18 protein-coding genes and 2 tRNA genes are annotated in these 17,722 nt (G+C 44.8%); 15 read left to right on the forward strand and 5 right to left on the reverse strand.

The features are described 5' to 3' along the window. Nucleotides 1-113 precede the first annotated feature (113 nt). Nucleotides 114-1,058 (forward strand): transglutaminase-like domain-containing protein, encoded by a 945-nt coding sequence (locus ACXJGZ_RS02305; RefSeq protein WP_456398211.1) that lies wholly within the window; start codon nt 114-116, stop codon nt 1,056-1,058. Between the two features lie 10 nt (nt 1,059-1,068). On the opposite strand, the gene ACXJGZ_RS02310 is transcribed toward ACXJGZ_RS02305, so the two are convergent. Beyond that, a tRNA-Ile gene (locus ACXJGZ_RS02310) sits at nt 1,069-1,143 on the reverse strand. A gap of 10 nt (nt 1,144-1,153) precedes the next feature. Next, a tRNA-Glu gene (locus ACXJGZ_RS02315) sits at nt 1,154-1,231 on the reverse strand. Between the two features lie 377 nt (nt 1,232-1,608). On the opposite strand from ACXJGZ_RS02315, the gene glnA reads away from it, so the two are divergent. Then, nucleotides 1,609-2,931 carry a type I glutamate--ammonia ligase gene (gene glnA / locus ACXJGZ_RS02320; protein WP_456398212.1) on the forward strand — a complete coding sequence of 441 codons (1,323 nt, stop codon included), beginning with the start codon at nt 1,609-1,611 and terminating at the stop codon, nt 2,929-2,931. Between the two features lie 659 nt (nt 2,932-3,590). Here the strand turns inward: glnA and ACXJGZ_RS02325 are convergent. Next, a complete protein-coding gene (locus ACXJGZ_RS02325) occupies nt 3,591-4,037 on the reverse strand; it encodes a molybdenum cofactor biosynthesis protein MoaE (RefSeq protein ID WP_456398213.1) in 447 nt (148 codons plus the stop codon). A 98-nt stretch (nt 4,038-4,135) separates the two neighbouring features. Here ACXJGZ_RS02325 and ACXJGZ_RS02330 point away from each other — a divergent pair, with 98 nt between their 5' ends. From ACXJGZ_RS02330 to mobA, 3 genes are read left to right on the forward strand one after another with little or no spacing between them, the layout of a single operon-like run. Next, nucleotides 4,136-4,921 carry a TrkA C-terminal domain-containing protein gene (locus ACXJGZ_RS02330; RefSeq protein WP_456321058.1) on the forward strand — a complete coding sequence of 262 codons (786 nt, stop codon included), beginning with the start codon at nt 4,136-4,138 and terminating at the stop codon, nt 4,919-4,921. Continuing rightward, entirely contained in the window at nt 4,918-6,042 is a 1,125-nt protein-coding gene (locus ACXJGZ_RS02335) for an ATP-NAD kinase family protein (RefSeq protein ID WP_456398214.1), read from the forward strand. The genes ACXJGZ_RS02330 and ACXJGZ_RS02335 overlap by 4 nt, the downstream gene beginning before the upstream one ends. After that, nucleotides 6,043-6,618, forward strand: a complete 576-nt coding sequence (mobA, locus tag ACXJGZ_RS02340; RefSeq protein ID WP_456398215.1) for a molybdenum cofactor guanylyltransferase MobA — start codon at nt 6,043-6,045, stop codon at nt 6,616-6,618. It begins immediately after the preceding gene. On the opposite strand, the gene ACXJGZ_RS02345 is transcribed toward mobA, so the two are convergent. Together ACXJGZ_RS02345 and ACXJGZ_RS02350 are read right to left on the reverse strand one after the other, a co-directional pair. Next, entirely contained in the window at nt 6,598-7,515 is a 918-nt protein-coding gene (locus tag ACXJGZ_RS02345) for a GNAT family N-acetyltransferase (protein ID WP_456398216.1), read from the reverse strand. The genes mobA and ACXJGZ_RS02345 overlap by 21 nt on opposite strands. Before the next feature lie 24 nt (nt 7,516-7,539). Then, nucleotides 7,540-8,493: a tetratricopeptide repeat protein gene (locus tag ACXJGZ_RS02350; protein WP_456321070.1), complete on the reverse strand. Its 954-nt coding sequence runs from the start codon at nt 8,491-8,493 to the stop codon at nt 7,540-7,542. A 242-nt stretch (nt 8,494-8,735) separates the two neighbouring features. On the opposite strand from ACXJGZ_RS02350, the gene ACXJGZ_RS02355 reads away from it, so the two are divergent. The 10 genes from ACXJGZ_RS02355 to mpgP all read left to right on the forward strand — a co-directional run bounded on the left by ACXJGZ_RS02355 (nt 8,736) and on the right by mpgP (nt 17,520). Continuing rightward, the gene (locus ACXJGZ_RS02355; protein ID WP_456321062.1) at nt 8,736-9,713 is read left to right on the forward strand and encodes a hypothetical protein; all 978 of its coding nucleotides are present in this window, start codon (nt 8,736-8,738) and stop codon (nt 9,711-9,713) included. After that, nucleotides 9,710-10,993 (forward strand): hypothetical protein, encoded by a 1,284-nt coding sequence (locus tag ACXJGZ_RS02360; RefSeq protein WP_456398217.1) that lies wholly within the window; start codon nt 9,710-9,712, stop codon nt 10,991-10,993. Before ACXJGZ_RS02355 ends, ACXJGZ_RS02360 begins: the two co-directional genes overlap by 4 nt. A gap of 29 nt (nt 10,994-11,022) precedes the next feature. Beyond that, nucleotides 11,023-11,943 (forward strand): ribonuclease Z, encoded by a 921-nt coding sequence (locus ACXJGZ_RS02365; RefSeq protein WP_293254560.1) that lies wholly within the window; start codon nt 11,023-11,025, stop codon nt 11,941-11,943. After that, nucleotides 11,921-12,586 (forward strand): TraB domain-containing protein, encoded by a 666-nt coding sequence (locus ACXJGZ_RS02370; RefSeq protein ID WP_456321064.1) that lies wholly within the window; start codon nt 11,921-11,923, stop codon nt 12,584-12,586. The genes ACXJGZ_RS02365 and ACXJGZ_RS02370 overlap by 23 nt, the downstream gene beginning before the upstream one ends. Nucleotides 12,587-12,646: 60 nt before the next feature. After that, on the forward strand, nt 12,647-12,826 hold the full coding sequence (locus ACXJGZ_RS02375) for a KH domain-containing protein (RefSeq protein ID WP_293254554.1): 180 nt from the start codon (nt 12,647-12,649) through the stop codon (nt 12,824-12,826). A gap of 2 nt (nt 12,827-12,828) precedes the next feature. Further along, nucleotides 12,829-13,410: a site-2 protease family protein gene (locus tag ACXJGZ_RS02380; RefSeq protein WP_456398218.1), complete on the forward strand. Its 582-nt coding sequence runs from the start codon at nt 12,829-12,831 to the stop codon at nt 13,408-13,410. A 67-nt stretch (nt 13,411-13,477) separates the two neighbouring features. Beyond that, nucleotides 13,478-14,050: a glucose-6-phosphate isomerase gene (gene pgiA / locus ACXJGZ_RS02385; RefSeq protein ID WP_456398219.1), complete on the forward strand. Its 573-nt coding sequence runs from the start codon at nt 13,478-13,480 to the stop codon at nt 14,048-14,050. Between the two features lie 25 nt (nt 14,051-14,075). Beyond that, a complete protein-coding gene (locus ACXJGZ_RS02390; protein ID WP_456398220.1) occupies nt 14,076-15,473 on the forward strand; it encodes an ADP-specific glucokinase in 1,398 nt (465 codons plus the stop codon). 122 nt (nt 15,474-15,595) lie between these two features. Continuing rightward, nucleotides 15,596-16,780: a mannosyl-3-phosphoglycerate synthase gene (gene mpgS, locus ACXJGZ_RS02395; protein ID WP_456321068.1), complete on the forward strand. Its 1,185-nt coding sequence runs from the start codon at nt 15,596-15,598 to the stop codon at nt 16,778-16,780. A gap of 5 nt (nt 16,781-16,785) precedes the next feature. Continuing rightward, the gene (mpgP, locus tag ACXJGZ_RS02400) at nt 16,786-17,520 is read left to right on the forward strand and encodes a mannosyl-3-phosphoglycerate phosphatase (RefSeq protein ID WP_456398221.1); all 735 of its coding nucleotides are present in this window, start codon (nt 16,786-16,788) and stop codon (nt 17,518-17,520) included. Nucleotides 17,521-17,722: the final 202 nt, after the last annotated feature.

Consider the following 17,722-nt stretch of genomic DNA (forward strand, 5'->3'; position numbering starts at 1 on the left):
AGAGCCGGGATTCCCTTTTACCTCTCGATTCATCCTCAGGTCATTGTATATGGTGGGGGATTAGAATTTCTGGATAAATTTTTAAATAATGTGAATGGCTTGCAGATTAGACCATGAATTTTTTACGGAGATGTAAAAAATTCAGCAGCACCGTGGCGGAATTTGTCTGGAGGGTTTCATGGTTTGTTAATAGAAATATTGATTATGAGGATATCTCATTCACAGCTGAGAGAAATAGGGTTGTCTTTGATGGAAGGCATGTTATTGAAGAGATATGGAAGCGCAGAAAGGGCGTTTGCAGACATAAAGCACTCCTGATGCAGCATATGATTGAGTATGCAGGTGTTGAGGCTAGATACGTTGGGGGTTATGTTTTGGCCAATATTACGGGAGAACACAGGAAGATGAGGCTTGAGAACATTGACACCCCTATGGAGATGCTGGCATTTGCAACACATACCGGATTCGGACATGCTTGGGTTCTTGTTCACGATCCCTCGACGGGATGGTATCCCCTCGATCCAACGAGACAGAAAAACCCTTTGGAGCCTGTGCTCTATGATGACTTACCCGTTTATGTTGGGAAATACTCTCCCTTTGCACCTGATGCAATGCCCCTCTTCAGGCTGGAGAGGATAGAAGAATACCATGCTTATGCAAATGAGGTGAGGTATGGAGATTTGAGGATTGTCGAGAGCAACGGCACCGGGCTTGTGGTGTATAATCCAAGGAAAGATCAGATTGACTACTATCCGGGTGGATATGCCCTGGTCATTCCATCTTACTTTAACTGGACATATGAGAAATATTTTATGGGACAGCTTCCAGAAGCCCAAATTAGCATTTATCATTATGACAACAGGTACTATGTAAAAATAACGGGGATTCAAATGCCCCTCTACATCCTGAGAAGGGGGAAGCCCATAAAACCCCTCTATCATTCGGGAGATTATTACGTGTATGATGAGAATGATATGAGCATAATTGGAGGCAGGGTGTACCTTAAAACTCCCTATTATGTTTTGATTGAGGATGTGAAAGAAACCACTCCGCCTTAGGCGCTTTTAGTGGGCCCGCGGGGCTTCGAACCCCGGACCTCCCGCTTATCAGGCGGGCGCTCTGACCAGGCTGAGCCACGGGCCCATGTAAGAATTGGTGCCCCGGCCGGGATTTGAACCCGGGTCACGGGATCGAGAGTCCCGAATGATTGGCCGGACTACACCACCGGGGCGTCGATATTCCATAGGCGGAGGATAGTTTATAAATTTTTCGGTAGAGCCCTCCATACTGTTAGGATAAGCAGTAGGGTTTGAGTTTCTGATGATTCTTCAGAAAAAGAAGCCATCTTGCCTACCCTAGTGGGGATGCCCCGTTATCCTGACACTATGGAGCCCTTTCCATGAGTTTAGCACGCCATTCACGTTTTATCATTAATATGTTAATTATGGGAAATTTTTTAATAATTTTTGACTAAAATTTGTAAAACGATGGCAAATCGGCATTTTCTTTAGCAGAATGACAAAAGTTCAACCAAAAGCCTTTTATTTACCAACATGTTCAACTAAACATCGTTTATAATGAACAAACTCATATTTAATGGTGATAAAAATGAACGAAGTTAAAAAAGTTCAGGTGGAATTTGAATCCAGACCAAGGTTCATGCAATTGATTTTTGTGGACATAAACGGTTCCCCTAAAGGTATGGAAATTCCGGCTTCGAGATATGAGGAGGCGGTAAGGGATGGCATAGCCTTCGATGGTTCATCAATACCAGGATTTCAGGGTATAGAGGACAGCGATTTAATTTTAAAAGCGGATCCTTCAACCCATGCAGATGTCCCGTGGGATGGAATAAGCAGGGTTTACGGCTACATTTACAAGGATGAAACCCTTTATTCCGCGGACTCAAGGGGAATTTTAAAATCACTCATGGAGGAGCTCGCGGAGAAAGGTTTGATACCCTATGTGGGGCCTGAACCAGAGTTTTACTTTTTCAAGAAAAATGGCACATGGGAGCTCAAGATTCCCGACGCAGGAGGCTACTTTGACTTGATAAACCTCGATAAAGCCAGAATTATAAAGCGTGAAATAGCCCATTACATGCCCTATTTCGGGCTAACTCCTGAAGTTCTCCATCATGAGGTTGGAGCAGGGCAGCATGAGATAGATTTTAGATTTGATAATGCTCTAAAAACCGCGGACAATATAATCAGCTTCAAGTATATCACGAGGGCTGTTGCGGAGATGAACGGTTTACATGCTACATTCATGCCAAAACCAATCTTTGGAATGCCCGGAAACGGCATGCACCTCCATCTGAGCCTCTGGGAAGGAGAGAAGAATCTCTTCGAGGGTAAGGAAAAGCTCAGTGAAACGGCACTATACTTCATTGGAGGTATATTGAAGCATGCAAAGGCGCTCGCTGCAGTAACAAATCCAACCGTAAACAGTTATAAGCGCCTGGTTCCTGGCTATGAAGCTCCAATATACATATCGTGGGGATATAAGAACAGGAGTGCCTTGGTTAGAGTACCGGCGTTTAAAGGAAAGGGGGCTCGTGTAGAGTTTAGATGTCCTGATCCAAGTGCAAATCCATACCTGGCATTGACCGCTGTTATACGGGCGGGTTTGGATGGAATTCACAATGAAATTGAGCCTTTTGGTTATGTTGAGGAAAACGTCTATAAGATGGATGCAAAGAGGAGAGAAGAGCTCGGGATTGAAAACCTACCATCGAGCCTAGGCGAAGCATTAAAAGAGCTCAAAAAGGATAGTGTTATTAAAAAAGCCCTTGCGGGGGCTTATGAGAATTTCATAAAATACAAGAAAAAGGAATGGAAATCCTACCTGCGGTACCTGCAGGAGAGGGAACTTCCCGAAGATACAAAGAAGGTTACCGAGTGGGAACTTGAGAGATATTTTTACATTTAAAATCTGCATTTAAGATTTTTTATATATACCCCTAGCACTTAATGGAAGCTAGGTAAAAACTTCACTTTTCCAACTCTTTAAAGGAAAAATTTAAATATATGAAGTGCAATTTGTATGATCTGGATGGTGTATTGTGCAAGGAATGTGGAAAGAAATATTTAGCATAATGTTGGTTGTATTTTTAGTAAGTACATTCGTTGTGGCAACTCCTAAATTGCCTCAATCAACACTCCAAGTTCGTGAACGACCAAGATAATAGAAAGTGTGGTGAAGGTAATGGTCCCCAAGTCACTAATTTCGATTTCTCTTTTTTTGCTAGGTGTATTTTTAATTTTCATTTCGTATTTAATTGACTTCTATTATATCTACCTTAGATATTATGGGATAGTTATGGCTACAATGGGAGGATTAGGTATTATCAGGAGAAAATTAAGGTAGGGAAGAAAGCATGAAGACAAAAACCCTAGCCCCTCTCTATATCTTTATTGGAGCGGTGGGAATAGCAGGAGCTCTGCTATATCCGGAATTTTATCCACCAAACCCAATTGCTTAAAAACGCCGTTCTTTTCCTAATAACTCTCTTATTCGTAGGTGTTAAGTTTATCATAGCATATTCCCAAAACTGAGCCTGCAAACCATGAAAATATTGAAGTATGAAGTCATGTTCCTCGAGAAGGGGAGGGGATTACTTTATCTCCCTCTATCCAGAACTCTCCCTCTTCCGTTATCTCTCTCTTCCATATGGGAACCCTCTTCTTGACCTCGTCTATTGCCCACCTGCATGCATCGAAAGCTTCTCCACGGTGTTTTGCTGCCGCTATTATTAAGATAGTGTTTTCTCCTATCTCGAGTTCACCGTAGCGGTGCCATATGAGGATTTCTTCTATTGGAAATCTGTCCAGAGCTTCCTTTCTTATCCGCTTCATCTCTTCAAGCGCCATCTCATCGTAGGCTTCATATATGAGCTTTTTTACCTTTCTCCCGTGGCTCTCTTCCCTGACCTTCCCCAGAAAGAACACTAATCCTCCTGTTGCAGTTGAGGAAACCAGGCTAGCGGCTTCATCAAAATTGAAGTCCTCTGGTTTTTTGAAGAGCTTCACCAGCATTTTCCCACCTATCCCAATTAAGCTCCAACATTAAAAACCCTTGCGACACTATCAGAAACTTTTAATTATCTTTATGATATTCAAATTCGGGGAACACCATGATAGCACTTGTGTCCTTCCTCCTCGTAATACTCTCTTCGATATTGATAGTGAGAATTGGGGCGGTTGCCCTTGAAATGACGGGATTATCCAGGGATATTGCTTCATTTCAGGCTCATTCCGCTTTTTCCGGAACAGGCTTCACGACGTCGGAATCGGAGTATGTGATTTCGCATCCTGTAAGACGGAGAATAATAAGGACCCTTATGTTTTTGGGGAGCGCAGGGATAACCTCGGCAATAGCCACTCTGGTTCTCACGTTTGTAGGCAAAAGCGCCGAAGAGGCCCAATTAAGCCTTCTATTTCTTGCCATTGGATTGGTGTTCCTCTTCCTGTTTTCCAGATCCAAGCTGATAGAGAGAGCTATGAAGCGGCTCATAAAGAGGATGCTCTCCCGCTTCACATCCCTTAAAATCTACGACTATAATCAGCTGCTCGGTTTGAGCAAGGGATATTCTATAGCAGAGATAAGGGTGAGAAAGAAGAGCTGGTTGGCAAACAAGACGTTGAGGGAACTGCAGCTCAACAAAGAAGGGATTCTTGTTTTGGGAATATACAGGAAGGTAAATGGAAAAGAAGCGTTCTTAGGTGCTCCGAGCAGTGAGACCAAGATACTACCGGGAGATGTTCTCGTTTGTTATGGCCCCGAGGAGATTGTGTTTGCACTCTCAAGGAGGATTAAAGGTATAAGTGGTAAAGTTGAGCATGAGGAAGCTGTGGAAAAAGCCAGGGTTAGGAAAATGCAGGAGGAGATGGAGCTTGGAATAAAGGAGGGATATACATGAAGGTAGGCTTAATTGTTAACCCCATTGCAGGTATGGGGGGTAAGGTTGCGTTAAAAGGTACGGACGGAGTTGTTGAAGAAGCCATTAGGAGAGGAGCCAAACCCATAGCCCTCGATTTAGCAAAACTCTTTTTAAACGAGCTTTCACACTATGAGGAGAACGACTTTGAGTTTATAACTGGAGCGAGGGAGCTTGGCGAATATGCATTCGAGGGTTTTAACTTTAAATATGAGGTTTTGAGGCACAGGGATTTTGGTTATAAGGATGTTCTGGGATTTAAAATTCCGGATACTAGTAGCGATGACACGAAAATACTTGCAAAGCTCATGGTAAGGGAGGTGGACATAATACTCTTTGCAGGAGGTGATGGCACTGCCAGGGATGTATATCTATCTATCGACAATAAGAAGCCTATTTTAGGCATTCCAACGGGTGTAAAGATGTTTTCGGGTGTTTTTGCAGCGTCTCCGGAAAATGCTGCCAAAATCCTTGTGGCATTCCTCAATGGGCAGGCACAAATTGTGGAACGGGAGATAATGGATCTCGATGAGGATGCTTTCAGGCATGATGAACTTAAGCCAAAACGCTATGGGAGAGCTCTGACACCCTATGTTGAGCTTCTGATTCAAGGTGCCAAGGAACCCTCTAAAACTGATGAAAGGGAAGATGTGGAGGCGATAATTGAAGCTCTCTATGAGGAGCTTGAGGATGGTGTGTATTTTTTGGGAGCGGGTTCAACCGTTAAGAGATTGAAGGATATGCTGGGTATAAGTGGAACACTTTTAGGTGTTGATATCGTGAAGGTAAAAGACGGGAAAGGAAAACTCTTGGTGAAGGATGCCCAGGAAAAGGATTTGCTCAGATTCATCGATAAGAACCCCAAAATCATTGTAACCGTCATAGGTGGTCTTAATTTTCTCTTTGGACGTGGCAACCAGCAGTTCTCGGCTGATGTGTTAAGGAGGATTCCAAAGGAGAACATAATAATAGTTGCCACACCATCGAAGGTTCAGAAGCCCATAAGGGTCTATACGGGTGATAGGGAAGTGGATGAGATGCTCAGAGGTTATATGAGAGTTAGAGTCTCGCCATGGGCTGAAAAAATGGTTAAAGTGATTTGAATGATAGCTGCAGCTCTTGCAGGAGGAGAATCAAAGCGTTTTGGAGGGGACAAACTCCTATATTCTCTGGGAGGGAAACCCATCATTTTATACACTATTGAGCGCCTCTTATCTTCGAGTACAATTGAAGAAGTGGTTATAGTTTGCGGGGAGGATAAGCGGGCAAGGTATGAAAGGCTTGGATTCAGGGTTATCGTAGATGAGCTTAAGGTAGGGCCCGCCGGAGGTGTTCTTACAGCTTTGAAGGAGCTTGGAGATGTCTTCATAGCTGGGGGTGACATGCCCCTGATAAACCCGAAATTTGTGGGCCTTGTTGTAAAGCGTTTTTATGAGGATAAATGCATTGTATGCATCCCCCAGTGGAGCAACGGTTACCTTGAACCTCTCCATGCAGCATATTCAAAGAGCTTTGCGAGGGTTCTTGAGAGACGGATCGGAAAAGGAGATTACTCATTAAATGGGGCTATCAAAGAGATCAATTTTTGTGGAATTGACGTGGAATTGCTCCCCGGAGAGTTCAGAGATGGCCTGTTCAACATAAATCGAAAAAGTGATTTAAAGAAGCTCCTTGGATAGTATAACTTCCCGCTCGATTTCTGTAAATTCGAGATCCTTTAGGTTTTCCTCTTCCTCCTCGGGAATGATGGTTTTTGCATGCTTAAAGCCAAGTTCTCTGGCTCTATTTCCTAGTAGAATCAGAGCATCTCTTGTATTTCCTCCCCATGCATAGAGGGTGACAGTTTCCTTTTCGAAGAAGCTCTCCTCCAGTATGTAGAGGTTAGCCCCCAGAGTGCCGCTCTCGAAGTGGACACGATCATCTATTCCGGCTATTCTATCCTTAAATGCCGTGAACCAGTGATGGTAGGAGCTCTGGAACTTTCCCAAAATCATCTCCTTTTCTTTAACCTCCTCCCACGAAAATTCTCTTTTAACGGGGGAAGTGCTTTCCTCCGGGAACTTTGAGAGGTTAAAAGAGGCAAAAATCCCCGAGTAGAGGATTTTATCGATTCCAAGCTTGGAATAGAATCCCATGGCACTCTTTTCGGGTACCACTGTTAGAAGTTCACATCCTCTTTCTCTAGCTATTCTTTCTCCAAATTCAACAATTGCCCTCCCAATTCCCCTCTTCCTGAAATCCTTGTGAACTTCTAGAACGTCAAGGTGGGCTATTTTTCTCATTCTTCCATTAACCCGCTCCTTGCTTATCAGAATCTCCGCATTCCCAACGATCTTCCCATCAATTTCGGCAACGAGAGGAATTTGGTTCTCGAGGAGGAGACTGTTAAGATGCACGGCACAGCTTTCAACGCTCATCCAGGGACCGCCATGGCGGTATCTATCCCTTATGGAAAGTTTCGCGTATTCTGATTTAATTTTTCCCGTTTCTGCAAAGCGATACCACACTTCAATGCCGGAACAGTGAACCTCCGTAATTCCCGAAGCATCTTCCAGCCTTGCCACCCTGATTTTCATAGAAATCACCAGCAAAAGGAAAAATCAAAATTCAGCTTCTCCCAAAAGTTGCACCAGATCAAGCAGTCTTCTGTCCTTTATCTTTGCAAGTATTTCCTTGACATCTTCCCCTTCCATTTTGCCCTCCTTGAAGAGTGCAATCGCTTTTACACCATTGAAGAACTCTGAAAGCTCTTTAAACGCCCTTGCAAACATGTCCATGTTCTCGTATATTACATCGAACCTGTCCTCAAGCATGAGCTGCCATATAACATCGAGCAGGGCATCAAAAGCAACATCAAAGTATTCGCCGCTCTTGACCATTGCATAGAGGCATTCCTGAAGGGCAGCATCATAGTTCTCCTCATCTTCAAAGATTTCTTCATAAACCAAGTGAGCCTGTGCCAGTAGAACCGGTTTTTCCTGTATCTTTGGAAGGAGCTCAGCAACATCAGCTTTTGCCTCGCTCACCTCTCCATTCTCAAACTTCAGATATGCCAGATATATCAATGTGTGAAGGTATTCATCTTCATTTCCAAGACTTTCATATGCAGCTGCAGCCTTTTCCATAAGTTCCTTAGCTTTTTCATACTCTGTGAGCTCTTCATGGGCTAGTGCCATCTCATAGTAAACCTTTGCAATATTCTTCCTGTTTCCCCTTGCGGTCTCTTCCTCCAGAATCTCTCTAAAAAGTCCCAGCGCCTTCTCAACTTCGCCTATAAGTGCATACAAATCAGCCAGGTTGAACTTTGCCTCAAACGTGTCTTCATCAAGTGCCAGATTCTCAAATTCGCTTATTTTATCCACACCCAAAAACTCCTGATAGATATAAACGACCAGTTTGTAGAGCTCATAGTTTTTGCTCTCCCTAGCCAGCTTTTCTGCTTCCTCCAAAATCTCTTCGAGTTCTTCATCTTCGAGTTCATCTGCTGCATAATAGAGGAGTTCTGCAACCTTCTCGGAATCCTTCATTTCCAAAGCTTTCTTTATTTCCTCCATGTTCATCCCTCACTTTAATCTATGTCTTGAAGCTATTTAACTTTATGGAGGTGAGGATCCCAATTGCACTACTATGGGGTGGCTGCACTAATGGCACTTAACGTACTGATTAAAGAATTAAAGTATCAAAAAGTCTAATTATTTCGTCCGCTTATAAATAATAACAGCGCCTTTATGGAAGGAGCAACCTTTTTAAGTATCATGTCAGATTGTAAAATTGGCAATGTGGGTAGGTGAGAGCTATGAAAAAACTTGCTGTAATGATATTGGTACTGCTCTCCTTACCTGTGGTGCGCGCTTATGAGTTTACCTTCTCCCCCGACAACTACGGAATAATCGAGGAGCCCGCATTTTCTTGGGCCGACATGGGCAACACGACCTTTAAGTGGGATGGATATGAGCTCAACACGACCGGTTATCTCTACTGGGCAGGGGTTCTCGTCTCGGCTCGGGGGAGATGTGCCTTTAGTGAAGAAATGGCAATTGTCGATGGCAGTGGAAGGAGGTTTTACACTGAATACGGCACATCGCCGACAAACGGAACCCTCTATCTGCCACTCTTTGAGGAAGATCTTTACCTATCTCATTATTATAACCTCAGCAGGGGCCCCTACACCTTTAACATCACATTGAAAGCTGAAAACTGTGAGGTCATGGTGAGAAAGTTTGTATTCGTTACATCTAGGGCTAATCCCAAAACCCTCTCCATGAAGCTAGTCCCTCCCTATGGATATCCCAAAAAAGAGCAGGCAATCCGGTCATTTGAGTTTGCGAACAAGACATACTGGAGGGAGTTTGAGCTGAACTTCACATACATTTACCGGGGAGGAAGCGAGGATGTTGTAAACGGCTGGAAGAGTGAGCCCTGTCCCATACTAAGCATCTCCAATGGGAAGATCTGTTTGGCTGAGAGGTACTGTGAGTGCTATGAAGAAAATGCATCTCTTTCTCCCGGAATTTACCGGGTTGAGCTTGGATTCAAAGAGGGTAATCTGTCCGTGAGGATTCTTGAAAAAGGGATAGTGTTTGAAAAATCCGTCCATGTCAGGCATCCACTATATCTCACATCCCTCAGAGGGGTTGCCGGGAACGTGAGCTTCCGCGGTGTAGAAGGAAATGCATCCGAGCTCTTTGAAACCCCCAAGGATCGACAGGGATACCTTATATTTGCCATCGCACTTGTTATTGCCCTCATGATTGCCATGAGGTGGAGGATATGAGGTGGAAAGCGGCAGTCTTGATACTCCTTTTTCTAGCTTCAGCTCTGCCTGCTTATTCCTTTCAGTTTTCAAAGGTAATCGATGGAAGGCTGGAGGGAAACAGGACGTTTAAAATCCATGTGGCAGTCCCTCCCGAATACAGAATCGAATGGGTCAGGCTGCTGTTTAATTCCAGTGAAAGGTGCAATGCATCGGCATTCTACAGGGTGGTTCAGTACGGGGAAGCCGTGAAGGAGGGAAATACAAGTGTCAGATGGTCTTCAGGCTACGGAGGGAAGCACGTGGGAGAATTTGTAATCCCCATGCGCGGCATCAGGGATGAATTTGATGTATATGTAAACGTTAGCTTTCCCTGCGCAGCAGAGCCGTTAATCTACATGGCATATTTAACGATCGACTTTGGTAGATTAACGCATCTTGAGGTTAAGACGAACCGGTCTGTAGACCCTCAGTGGGGGGACATCAGGTCGCCAGCGGGAGCTGAGTTCAACATCTCCGGGAAGCTCCTTGGGATTGAGGCCGAACTTTACGGCTACAGAGGTAAGCAGGTACATGCAACGCTAAACTGGGAAGATCATGGAAGAAATTTCACTCTTGAGAGTGTAAATGATAGACTATGGATTCCCGGTGAAAATGGGACAGGGAAAGTTAAATTAACGCTTGATCTGCCCCCTGGAGTTTTTGCTTCTGCAACCGCTTACTATCTCGTGCAGAGGAAGCCCGTTAATGAAGACCTCCTCATCAAGAGGAATGGCACCGTGCATTTCATATATCCCCTTGAGGGCATGATGTGGGATGAGGGGACGCTTGACGTGTGGTTCCGGCTGAACGGCGAGGATACCGAAATTCTGGCCTTTGATTTTGGAGGAGAGAAGGTATCGAAGTTATATACCAAGGGCGATAAATTCTGCGTCCTCGTTTATCCCCCATATGGCTGGAGGACGAAGAAATGTGTGCTCATTCCTGAGAGGAGAATTCACCGGCTTCAGCTTTCAATGAATAGAAATCCTGATGGCACCAGACATCTTTACATCGAGCTTGACGACATGAGAATCCTTAAAAAGGAGGTTAACTCGGGTATGAGGCTCTGGTATCTCGGAGATAAAGGCGTTGATGTTCTCAGCTTTGAGGCAAACCTCCGGAGAAATCCGAACTACTATGTGGTGCCTCCTGATTATACTAGGACAAATATCTCCCTTGGAGCATCCCTTCTTGCCCTCGTCCTCTCGCTGATATGTGTGCTCAGGGAAGGAAAAAATAGGAGACGGGAGGGGAAATAGCTTTTAAACTTTTTCTCCAATCTTAAATCATGCTTGAGATAATATTCCTGGGAACCGGTGGGATAATGCCAAACAAAGAGAGGAATGTCCCTTCAATAGCCCTCAGGTATGGAGGCGAGGTTATTCTCTGGGATGCAGGGGAGGGAACAATGAGACAGCTTAATATAGCAAAAATAAGCCCCATGAAGGTTGAAAAAATTTTCATCACGCACTTCCATGGCGATCACTACTTGGGTTTGATGAGCCTACTACAGACGATGACCCTATGGGACAGGAAGAAGCCCCTCCACATATATGGACCGAAATACACGTTTAAATTTGTCCAGAGCTATCTTGAGAGCGGATTCTTCAGACCCAGCTTTGAAATTCATGTCCACGAGCTCGGCGAAGCGAGATTAAAGTTTGGGGAGTATGAGATATGGAGCTTCAAGGTGGAGCATGGAATTCCAGCGCTTGGCTATGTTTTCAAGGAGAGGGATAGAAGGGGGAACTTTGAGCTCCGGAAGATAGAAGAGCTTGGATTAAAGCCAGGCCCGTGGATGAAGGAACTTGAAATAAAGGGAAGGGTTGTGGTCGATGGAAAGGAAATTCAACTTGAGGATGTTACAGGGGATCGTAAAAAGGGGGTTAAAGTTGTTTACACAGGGGATACCCTTCCATGCGAGAGGGTTAGGCTGTTTTCTGAGAATGCTGACCTGCTCATTCATGAAGCCACATATCTATCGGAAGAGGACAGGGGTGAGAGCTATCACTCAACCGTTAGTGAGGCATGTCAAACCGCCAAAAGGGCAAAAGTAAAGCTCCTGGCGCTGTTTCACAGGGCATTCCGGTATACATATGATGAATACGCCGAGAAGGCGAAAGAGCTCTGCAGCCATAACTTTATAATTCCTAGAGACTTTGATGTTCTCAGGCTTGGTGATTCGTATGAACTGTCTTCGCTACGTTAAGCTCATCGGAACTATGCATGTTTCTCCAAGGAGCAGGGATGAAGTTAGGGAGAAGATACTGAAGGAAAGACCCAGTGCAATTGCTATTGAGCTCGATAGGAACAGGTTCTATGCGATGCAGAATCCTCAAAGGGTTAATCTTGGGGATGCCCTTAGATCCGGTAGAAGAGGGCTCCTTCAGTATGTACTCTTCAAAGTTGAAGAGAGGCTTGGAGAAGAGTTTGGGATGGTTCCAGGTGGTGAAATGAGGGAAGCTATAACCCTTGCTCAGATTTTCAACATCCCCCTAGCTTTAATTGACGAAGATATAAATTTGATCACTATGAAGCTTCTTAAGGCTCCTTTCAGGGAAAAGCTCTTTCTCCTGCTTGAGAGTCTTGCTGTTTTTCTCTCCTTTGCTCCATCTAAGGAGAGCTCGGACATTATGGAGGATTATAAACCCATGATGGTTGCTTTTAAGCGGAGGTATCCCTACCTGTTCCATGTCCTCGTCGAGGAGAGGAATGAGATAATGGCGCGCAATTTAAGAGGTATTGTCATGGATCTAAAGGCAAGGGGTATCAAGAAGCCGAAGGTCGTAGCTGTCGTTGGGCTCGGACATAAGAAGGGTATAGAAAGAATTTTAAACTCCTGTGAATGTTAAGATTCCATAAATTTAAAAAGGATTGGTGTGTAATATTACTGAGCTTAAAAGGTGGTCGGAATGGAAGACAGGTTGAAACAGATGCTCCGTGTAGAGATACTCAAGGTGGAAGAGGAGGAGGGCAAGATAATAGTTTATGTTCCTAAAGAGCAGGTTAAAATTGCCGTTGGGAGTGGGGGAAGCGCGGTAAAGGCTGCAGAGCTTGTGCTTGGCAAGAAGATCGAAGTTAGGGGTATGTAAGTATGGCTCTAGGACTGCGCGGGGAGGAAATCGAGGATCTGATCATCTCTTTTATTGTGCTGACTTTTGTGTTCTCAAATTTCGAACTTAAATTAATTCCGTATACAGCATTAGCAGTTTTTACAGCCTTTATATTTCACGAGCTTGCCCACAGGCAGGTGGCTAGGAGATACGGTTATGTGGCCTTTTATAAAAGATGGGATGCGGGGATAATATTAGCTCTTCTACTGGGAATCTTAAACAAAGTTTCAAGAATAGGATTCATATTTGCAGCTGTTGGGGCGGTTTACATTTATGCTCCCTACCAGCCGTGGGAGGATAAAGAGGCAAATGGGAAGATAAGTTTGGCCGGTCCTGTTACAAATATAGCCGTCGGAATAGTCGCTCTATTTGTTCTCAAATCCTTAAGCTTGCCTTCAACACTCTGGGGAGCCCTCTACTATACCGCCCTAATTAACTTCTGGCTGGCTTTCTTCAATCTGCTTCCAATACCCCCCTTGGATGGCTACAAAGTTTTGAGATGGAACACCGGCTACTGGGCAATATCCATAGGAGTCGCTTTTCTCCTCCAGTCACTCGTTTGATTTTCACTCATGGTGATACATAAGGGAAAAGTTAAAATAAGCTGAAGCACACTTTAATCTGGAGGTGATGGGGTTGTATAAGGAACCATTTGGAGTTAAGCTCGACTTTGAAAGTGGGGTTATTGAGAATGCAAAAAAACTTGTAAGAAAGCTGAGCGACATGAAGGGGTATTACGTTGATGTGGAGGCTTATGAAGCGCTCTTAAAGGAGAATCCTGTGGTTTATGAGGTATATGCTATAGAACAGGAGGAGAAGGATGGTGATTTGAACTTTGCAACTACTGTCCTGCATCCCGGAAAAGTTGGAAATGAATTCTTTATGACCAAGGGGCACTATCACGCCAAGGCGGATAGGGCGGAGGTCTATTTTGCCCTCAAAGGGAAAGGAGGAATGCTCCTCCAGACGCCCGAAGGGGAGGCGAGATGGGTTCCAATGGAGCCGGGCACGATAGTTTACGTTCCACCTTACTGGGCACACAGGACAGTAAATACGGGGCATGAGCCATTCATATTTTTGGCACTCTATCCGGCGGATGCGGGACACGATTATGGGACGATTAAGGAGAAGGGCTTCTCAAAGATTGTGGTGGAAAAGGATGGAGAGGTTGTGATTGAGGACAATCCGAGATGGGCAGAATAACTCTCCAAATTTTTAGGTGGTTGCTATGAAGGAAAGCTATAAAGAAACTATAAGGACGTGGAAGGGCATGTATGTGAATGCCTTTGAGAGAACTATAAATGCTCTTCCTGAGGTCGAAGGGGTTCTGGTCGCGTATAATACAAATATCGACGCTATCAAATACCTCAATGGAGAAGAGCTTGAAATGGCGGTGGAAAATGCAGGGAAGGAAGAGATCTTTGGGCTCGTGGATAACCCTCCCGAGAGGATAACCTCCCTTAAAGACCTTTTTGCCGGCATTTTGAGGAGTATAAAATATGGAAAAGCTGCAGAGTGGTTTGTGGAAAGTGGGGAAGTTAGAGGATATTTAAGAGAGTGGGGATGGGACGAGCTCAGGATAGGTGGGCAGGCGGGGATAATGGCAAACCTTCTTGGCGGTGTTTACAGGATACCAACAATTGTTCATGTCCCGCAAAATCCCCCTCTCCAGGCTAATCTCTTCGTTGATGGGCCGATATACTTCCCAATATTTGAAAATGGTGAGTTTAAGCTGGTTCATCCAAAAATGGCAACTGAAGAAGGTAATGAGCTTATACACTATATCTACGAATTCCCTCGGGGCTTTAAAGTGTTTGATATTGAAGCACCCCGGGAGAACAGGTTTATAGCGAATGCCGATGATTATAACGCCCGCGTCTACATGAGGAGGGAGTTTAGGGAGCACTTTAAGAGGATAGCCGAGAGGGTGGATCTGGCAATAATAAGCGGTCTCCAGGTCTTGAAGGAGCACTATCTGGATGGAACCACCTATAGGGATATCCTCCAGAGGGTGGAAGCCCAGCTAAACGTACTCAACCGCCTGAATATTGAGAGCCATTTTGAGTTTGCGTACACACCAAACGAGAAGGTTAGAGAGGCACTGATAAATATGCTCAATAAATTCACGAGTGTTGGTTTGAATGAAGTGGAGTTAGCTTCGCTTATGAGAATAATCGGGGATGATACGCTTGCTGAAGAAGTGCTCCATGGGGATGTTTTTGCATCTATTGATGCCATGCACCTTCTAATGGATGAAACCGGAATAAAGAGGATCCACTTCCATACCTACGGTTATTATATGGCACTGACCCAGTATCATGGGGAGGAGGTTAGGGATGCGCTCCTCTTCGCCGCCCTGGCTGCTGCGGGAAAAGCAATGCATGGGGATCTGCAAAATTTAAACCAGGTCAGAGATGCTTTAAGCATACCCACAAATGAGAGGGCATTCCCCATGGTTGAGTCCCTTGAAAGGGAGTTCAACATGGAGAGGGGCATCATTGACATGACGGACAGACAGCTTGCATTTATACCCACGAAAATAGTGAGCTCTCCAAAGAGCACCGTGGGTATTGGGGACACCATTTCAAGTTCGGCTTTTGTGGGTGAGTTCGCGCTCAGGCGCTGAGCCTTTTATCTTTCTTTGGGCAAGTTTTATATAGGGGAAGTTATTAAAGATTATTGAGCCTTAAAGAGACTCTGGGGTTTTAATAAGGTTTTATATTGTTTTTAGGAGTTGGAGGTGATGTCATGCTTTTAGAAGCTCCTGTTTACAAGGAGTTATTTGGTGCAATTGAGATTTATGAGGTTCAGAAGGTGATAAAGCTCGACACTCAAACGCGAGACGTCGGGAGTTTTACCGTGAAGAATATTCCTAGGGAAGATATATACAATATCCTTGAAGATATAGCCATTGTGGTTCCTATGAAAAACGAGAAGCTCCAGCTGGTGGATGGGGTCTTAAAGGCAATCCCTCACCAGTGTCCCATAATACTCGTTTCTAACAGCAAACGTGAAGGCCCAAACCTCTTCAAGCAGGAAGTGGATTTGGTGAAACACTTCTACAACCTAACCCATTCAAAAGTGCTCATGGTTCATCAGAAGGATGCGGGAATCGCCAAGGCATTTCAGGAGCTTGGATATACGGACATACTGGATGAGAAGGGGACAATCAGGAGCGGCAAAGGGGAGGGGATGCTCATAGGGATACTGCTTGCAAAATCCCTTGGAGCCAAATATGTTGGTTTTGTGGATGCGGATAATTATATCCCCGGCTCTGTGAATGAGTACGTAAAGGATTACGCAGCTGGTTTTTTAATGAATGAAACGGATTATGGGATGGTGCGCCTGAGCTGGCGTCACAAGCCAAAGGTTGGAAAGAGGGGCCTCTACTTCAGAAAATGGGGTAGAGTTAGTGAAATAACGAACAGATATATGAATGCCCTTATCGGGGAGGGGACAAACTTTGAGACGAGCATAATTGTAACGGGCAACGCCGGAGAGCATGCGATGACTATAAAGCTTGCAGAGATGATGCCCTTTTCAACAGGGTATTCAATAGAACCCTTTGAGCTGGCATTCCTCTTTGAGCGCTTCGGTGTCTGGGAGAACATTGAGGAATACAAGGAGGTCTATAACCAGGGAATTGAGATATTCCAGATTGAGACCCTAAACCCGCACCTCCATGAGGAGAAAGGCAAAGAGCACGTGGCGGACATGATTTTAAGCTCTCTGGGTGTTATATATCACTCGAAACTTGCCTCTAATCGGCTTAAAGAGCAAATCCTGGAGGACTTAAAGCTTCACGGCATCTTGAAGGAGGGTGAAGAGCCTCCAAAGCCCAGAATAATGAGGCCCATAGAGGTTATAGATGCGGATAAATGGATGAAAATCGTGGAGGATAACGCCGAGACCCTCTTTAAATTCGAAGTGTGAGGTTTATGAAAGTGATATTTCTGGATCTGGACAAAACACTCCTCGGCGACGACTATTCCCCGGAGCCTGCCGGGGATGTGGTGAGGGAGTTCAAGAAGGGTGGATTTAAAATAGTCTTTAACTCTTCAAAGACGCGGAGGGAACAGGAATACTACAGAAAAGCCCTTGGAATAGAGGAACCCTTCATAGTGGAAAACGGAAGCGCGATTTTCATCCCCAAAGGATACTTCCCCTTCGAATTTGCATATTCAATGGAGGATGATCAATATAAGATAATAGAGCTCGGGGAGAGATATGAAGTGATAAAGGCCGCTCTGGATGAGATAAGCGATGAATTTGGCCTCAAATACTATGGAAACTCAACTCTCAACGAAATCATGGAGTTCACAGGTCTTCCGAGAAGGCTTGCGGAGCTTGCGAGGGAAAGGGACTACTCTGAAACTGTATTTAAGTGGGAGAAAGGAGGATTTGAAGAGGTACTTAGAAGGAGATTTGAGGTTTCGAGGGGGAGCAGATTCTGGAGCGTCCATGGGAAGACGGATAAAGGAAAAGCGGCTAAAATGCTCCTGAACCTCTATTCAAAGCTTGGGGAACTTGAGAGTTATGCCGTTGGCGATGGACTTAACGACTTTCCTATGTTCGATGTCGTTGATTTTGCCTTCATCGTTGGTGAATTGAAGCATCCAAAAGCTAGGAATATAAGCTCAGTAGAGGAGATCATGTTATGGAATCGGGGATAGCTGAGATTAAGGGATCTGACCTCCTCCCCTTTGCGAGGGTTCCAACGAGAGTGGGGAGGTTTGCGGGCCCATCACCATGAGGTTCGGCCCGCGGGCCGGGTCTTCGGCCCGCTACCCCTACCGCAAAACGGTTCGGGGTTATCGTTTAGGGATCTGCTCCAAGGGTTTCAAGCGCTTAAGGCCGGTTTTGAAAGGACGCCTT

The organism is Palaeococcus sp. (in: euryarchaeotes), assembly GCF_053987695.1.

What these genes read in the sequence shown, in the direction of transcription:
- ACXJGZ_RS02305 (WP_456398211.1), top strand. Translation starts at nt 114, where the DNA reads ATGAATTTTTTACGGAGATGTAAAAAATTCAGCAGCACCGTGGCGGAA.
- glnA (WP_456398212.1), top strand. Translation starts at nt 1,609, where the DNA reads ATGAACGAAGTTAAAAAAGTTCAGGTGGAATTTGAATCCAGACCAAGG.
- ACXJGZ_RS02325 (WP_456398213.1), bottom strand. Translation starts at nt 4,037, where the DNA reads ATGCTGGTGAAGCTCTTCAAAAAACCAGAGGACTTCAATTTTGATGAA.
- ACXJGZ_RS02330 (WP_456321058.1), top strand. Translation starts at nt 4,136, where the DNA reads ATGATAGCACTTGTGTCCTTCCTCCTCGTAATACTCTCTTCGATATTG.
- ACXJGZ_RS02335 (WP_456398214.1), top strand. Translation starts at nt 4,918, where the DNA reads ATGAAGGTAGGCTTAATTGTTAACCCCATTGCAGGTATGGGGGGTAAG.
- mobA (WP_456398215.1), top strand. Translation starts at nt 6,043, where the DNA reads ATGATAGCTGCAGCTCTTGCAGGAGGAGAATCAAAGCGTTTTGGAGGG.
- ACXJGZ_RS02345 (WP_456398216.1), bottom strand. Translation starts at nt 7,515, where the DNA reads ATGAAAATCAGGGTGGCAAGGCTGGAAGATGCTTCGGGAATTACGGAG.
- ACXJGZ_RS02350 (WP_456321070.1), bottom strand. Translation starts at nt 8,493, where the DNA reads ATGGAGGAAATAAAGAAAGCTTTGGAAATGAAGGATTCCGAGAAGGTT.
- ACXJGZ_RS02355 (WP_456321062.1), top strand. Translation starts at nt 8,736, where the DNA reads ATGAAAAAACTTGCTGTAATGATATTGGTACTGCTCTCCTTACCTGTG.
- ACXJGZ_RS02360 (WP_456398217.1), top strand. Translation starts at nt 9,710, where the DNA reads ATGAGGTGGAAAGCGGCAGTCTTGATACTCCTTTTTCTAGCTTCAGCT.
- ACXJGZ_RS02365 (WP_293254560.1), top strand. Translation starts at nt 11,023, where the DNA reads ATGCTTGAGATAATATTCCTGGGAACCGGTGGGATAATGCCAAACAAA.
- ACXJGZ_RS02370 (WP_456321064.1), top strand. Translation starts at nt 11,921, where the DNA reads ATGAACTGTCTTCGCTACGTTAAGCTCATCGGAACTATGCATGTTTCT.
- ACXJGZ_RS02375 (WP_293254554.1), top strand. Translation starts at nt 12,647, where the DNA reads ATGGAAGACAGGTTGAAACAGATGCTCCGTGTAGAGATACTCAAGGTG.
- ACXJGZ_RS02380 (WP_456398218.1), top strand. Translation starts at nt 12,829, where the DNA reads ATGGCTCTAGGACTGCGCGGGGAGGAAATCGAGGATCTGATCATCTCT.
- pgiA (WP_456398219.1), top strand. Translation starts at nt 13,478, where the DNA reads ATGGGGTTGTATAAGGAACCATTTGGAGTTAAGCTCGACTTTGAAAGT.
- ACXJGZ_RS02390 (WP_456398220.1), top strand. Translation starts at nt 14,076, where the DNA reads ATGAAGGAAAGCTATAAAGAAACTATAAGGACGTGGAAGGGCATGTAT.
- mpgS (WP_456321068.1), top strand. Translation starts at nt 15,596, where the DNA reads ATGCTTTTAGAAGCTCCTGTTTACAAGGAGTTATTTGGTGCAATTGAG.
- mpgP (WP_456398221.1), top strand. Translation starts at nt 16,786, where the DNA reads ATGAAAGTGATATTTCTGGATCTGGACAAAACACTCCTCGGCGACGAC.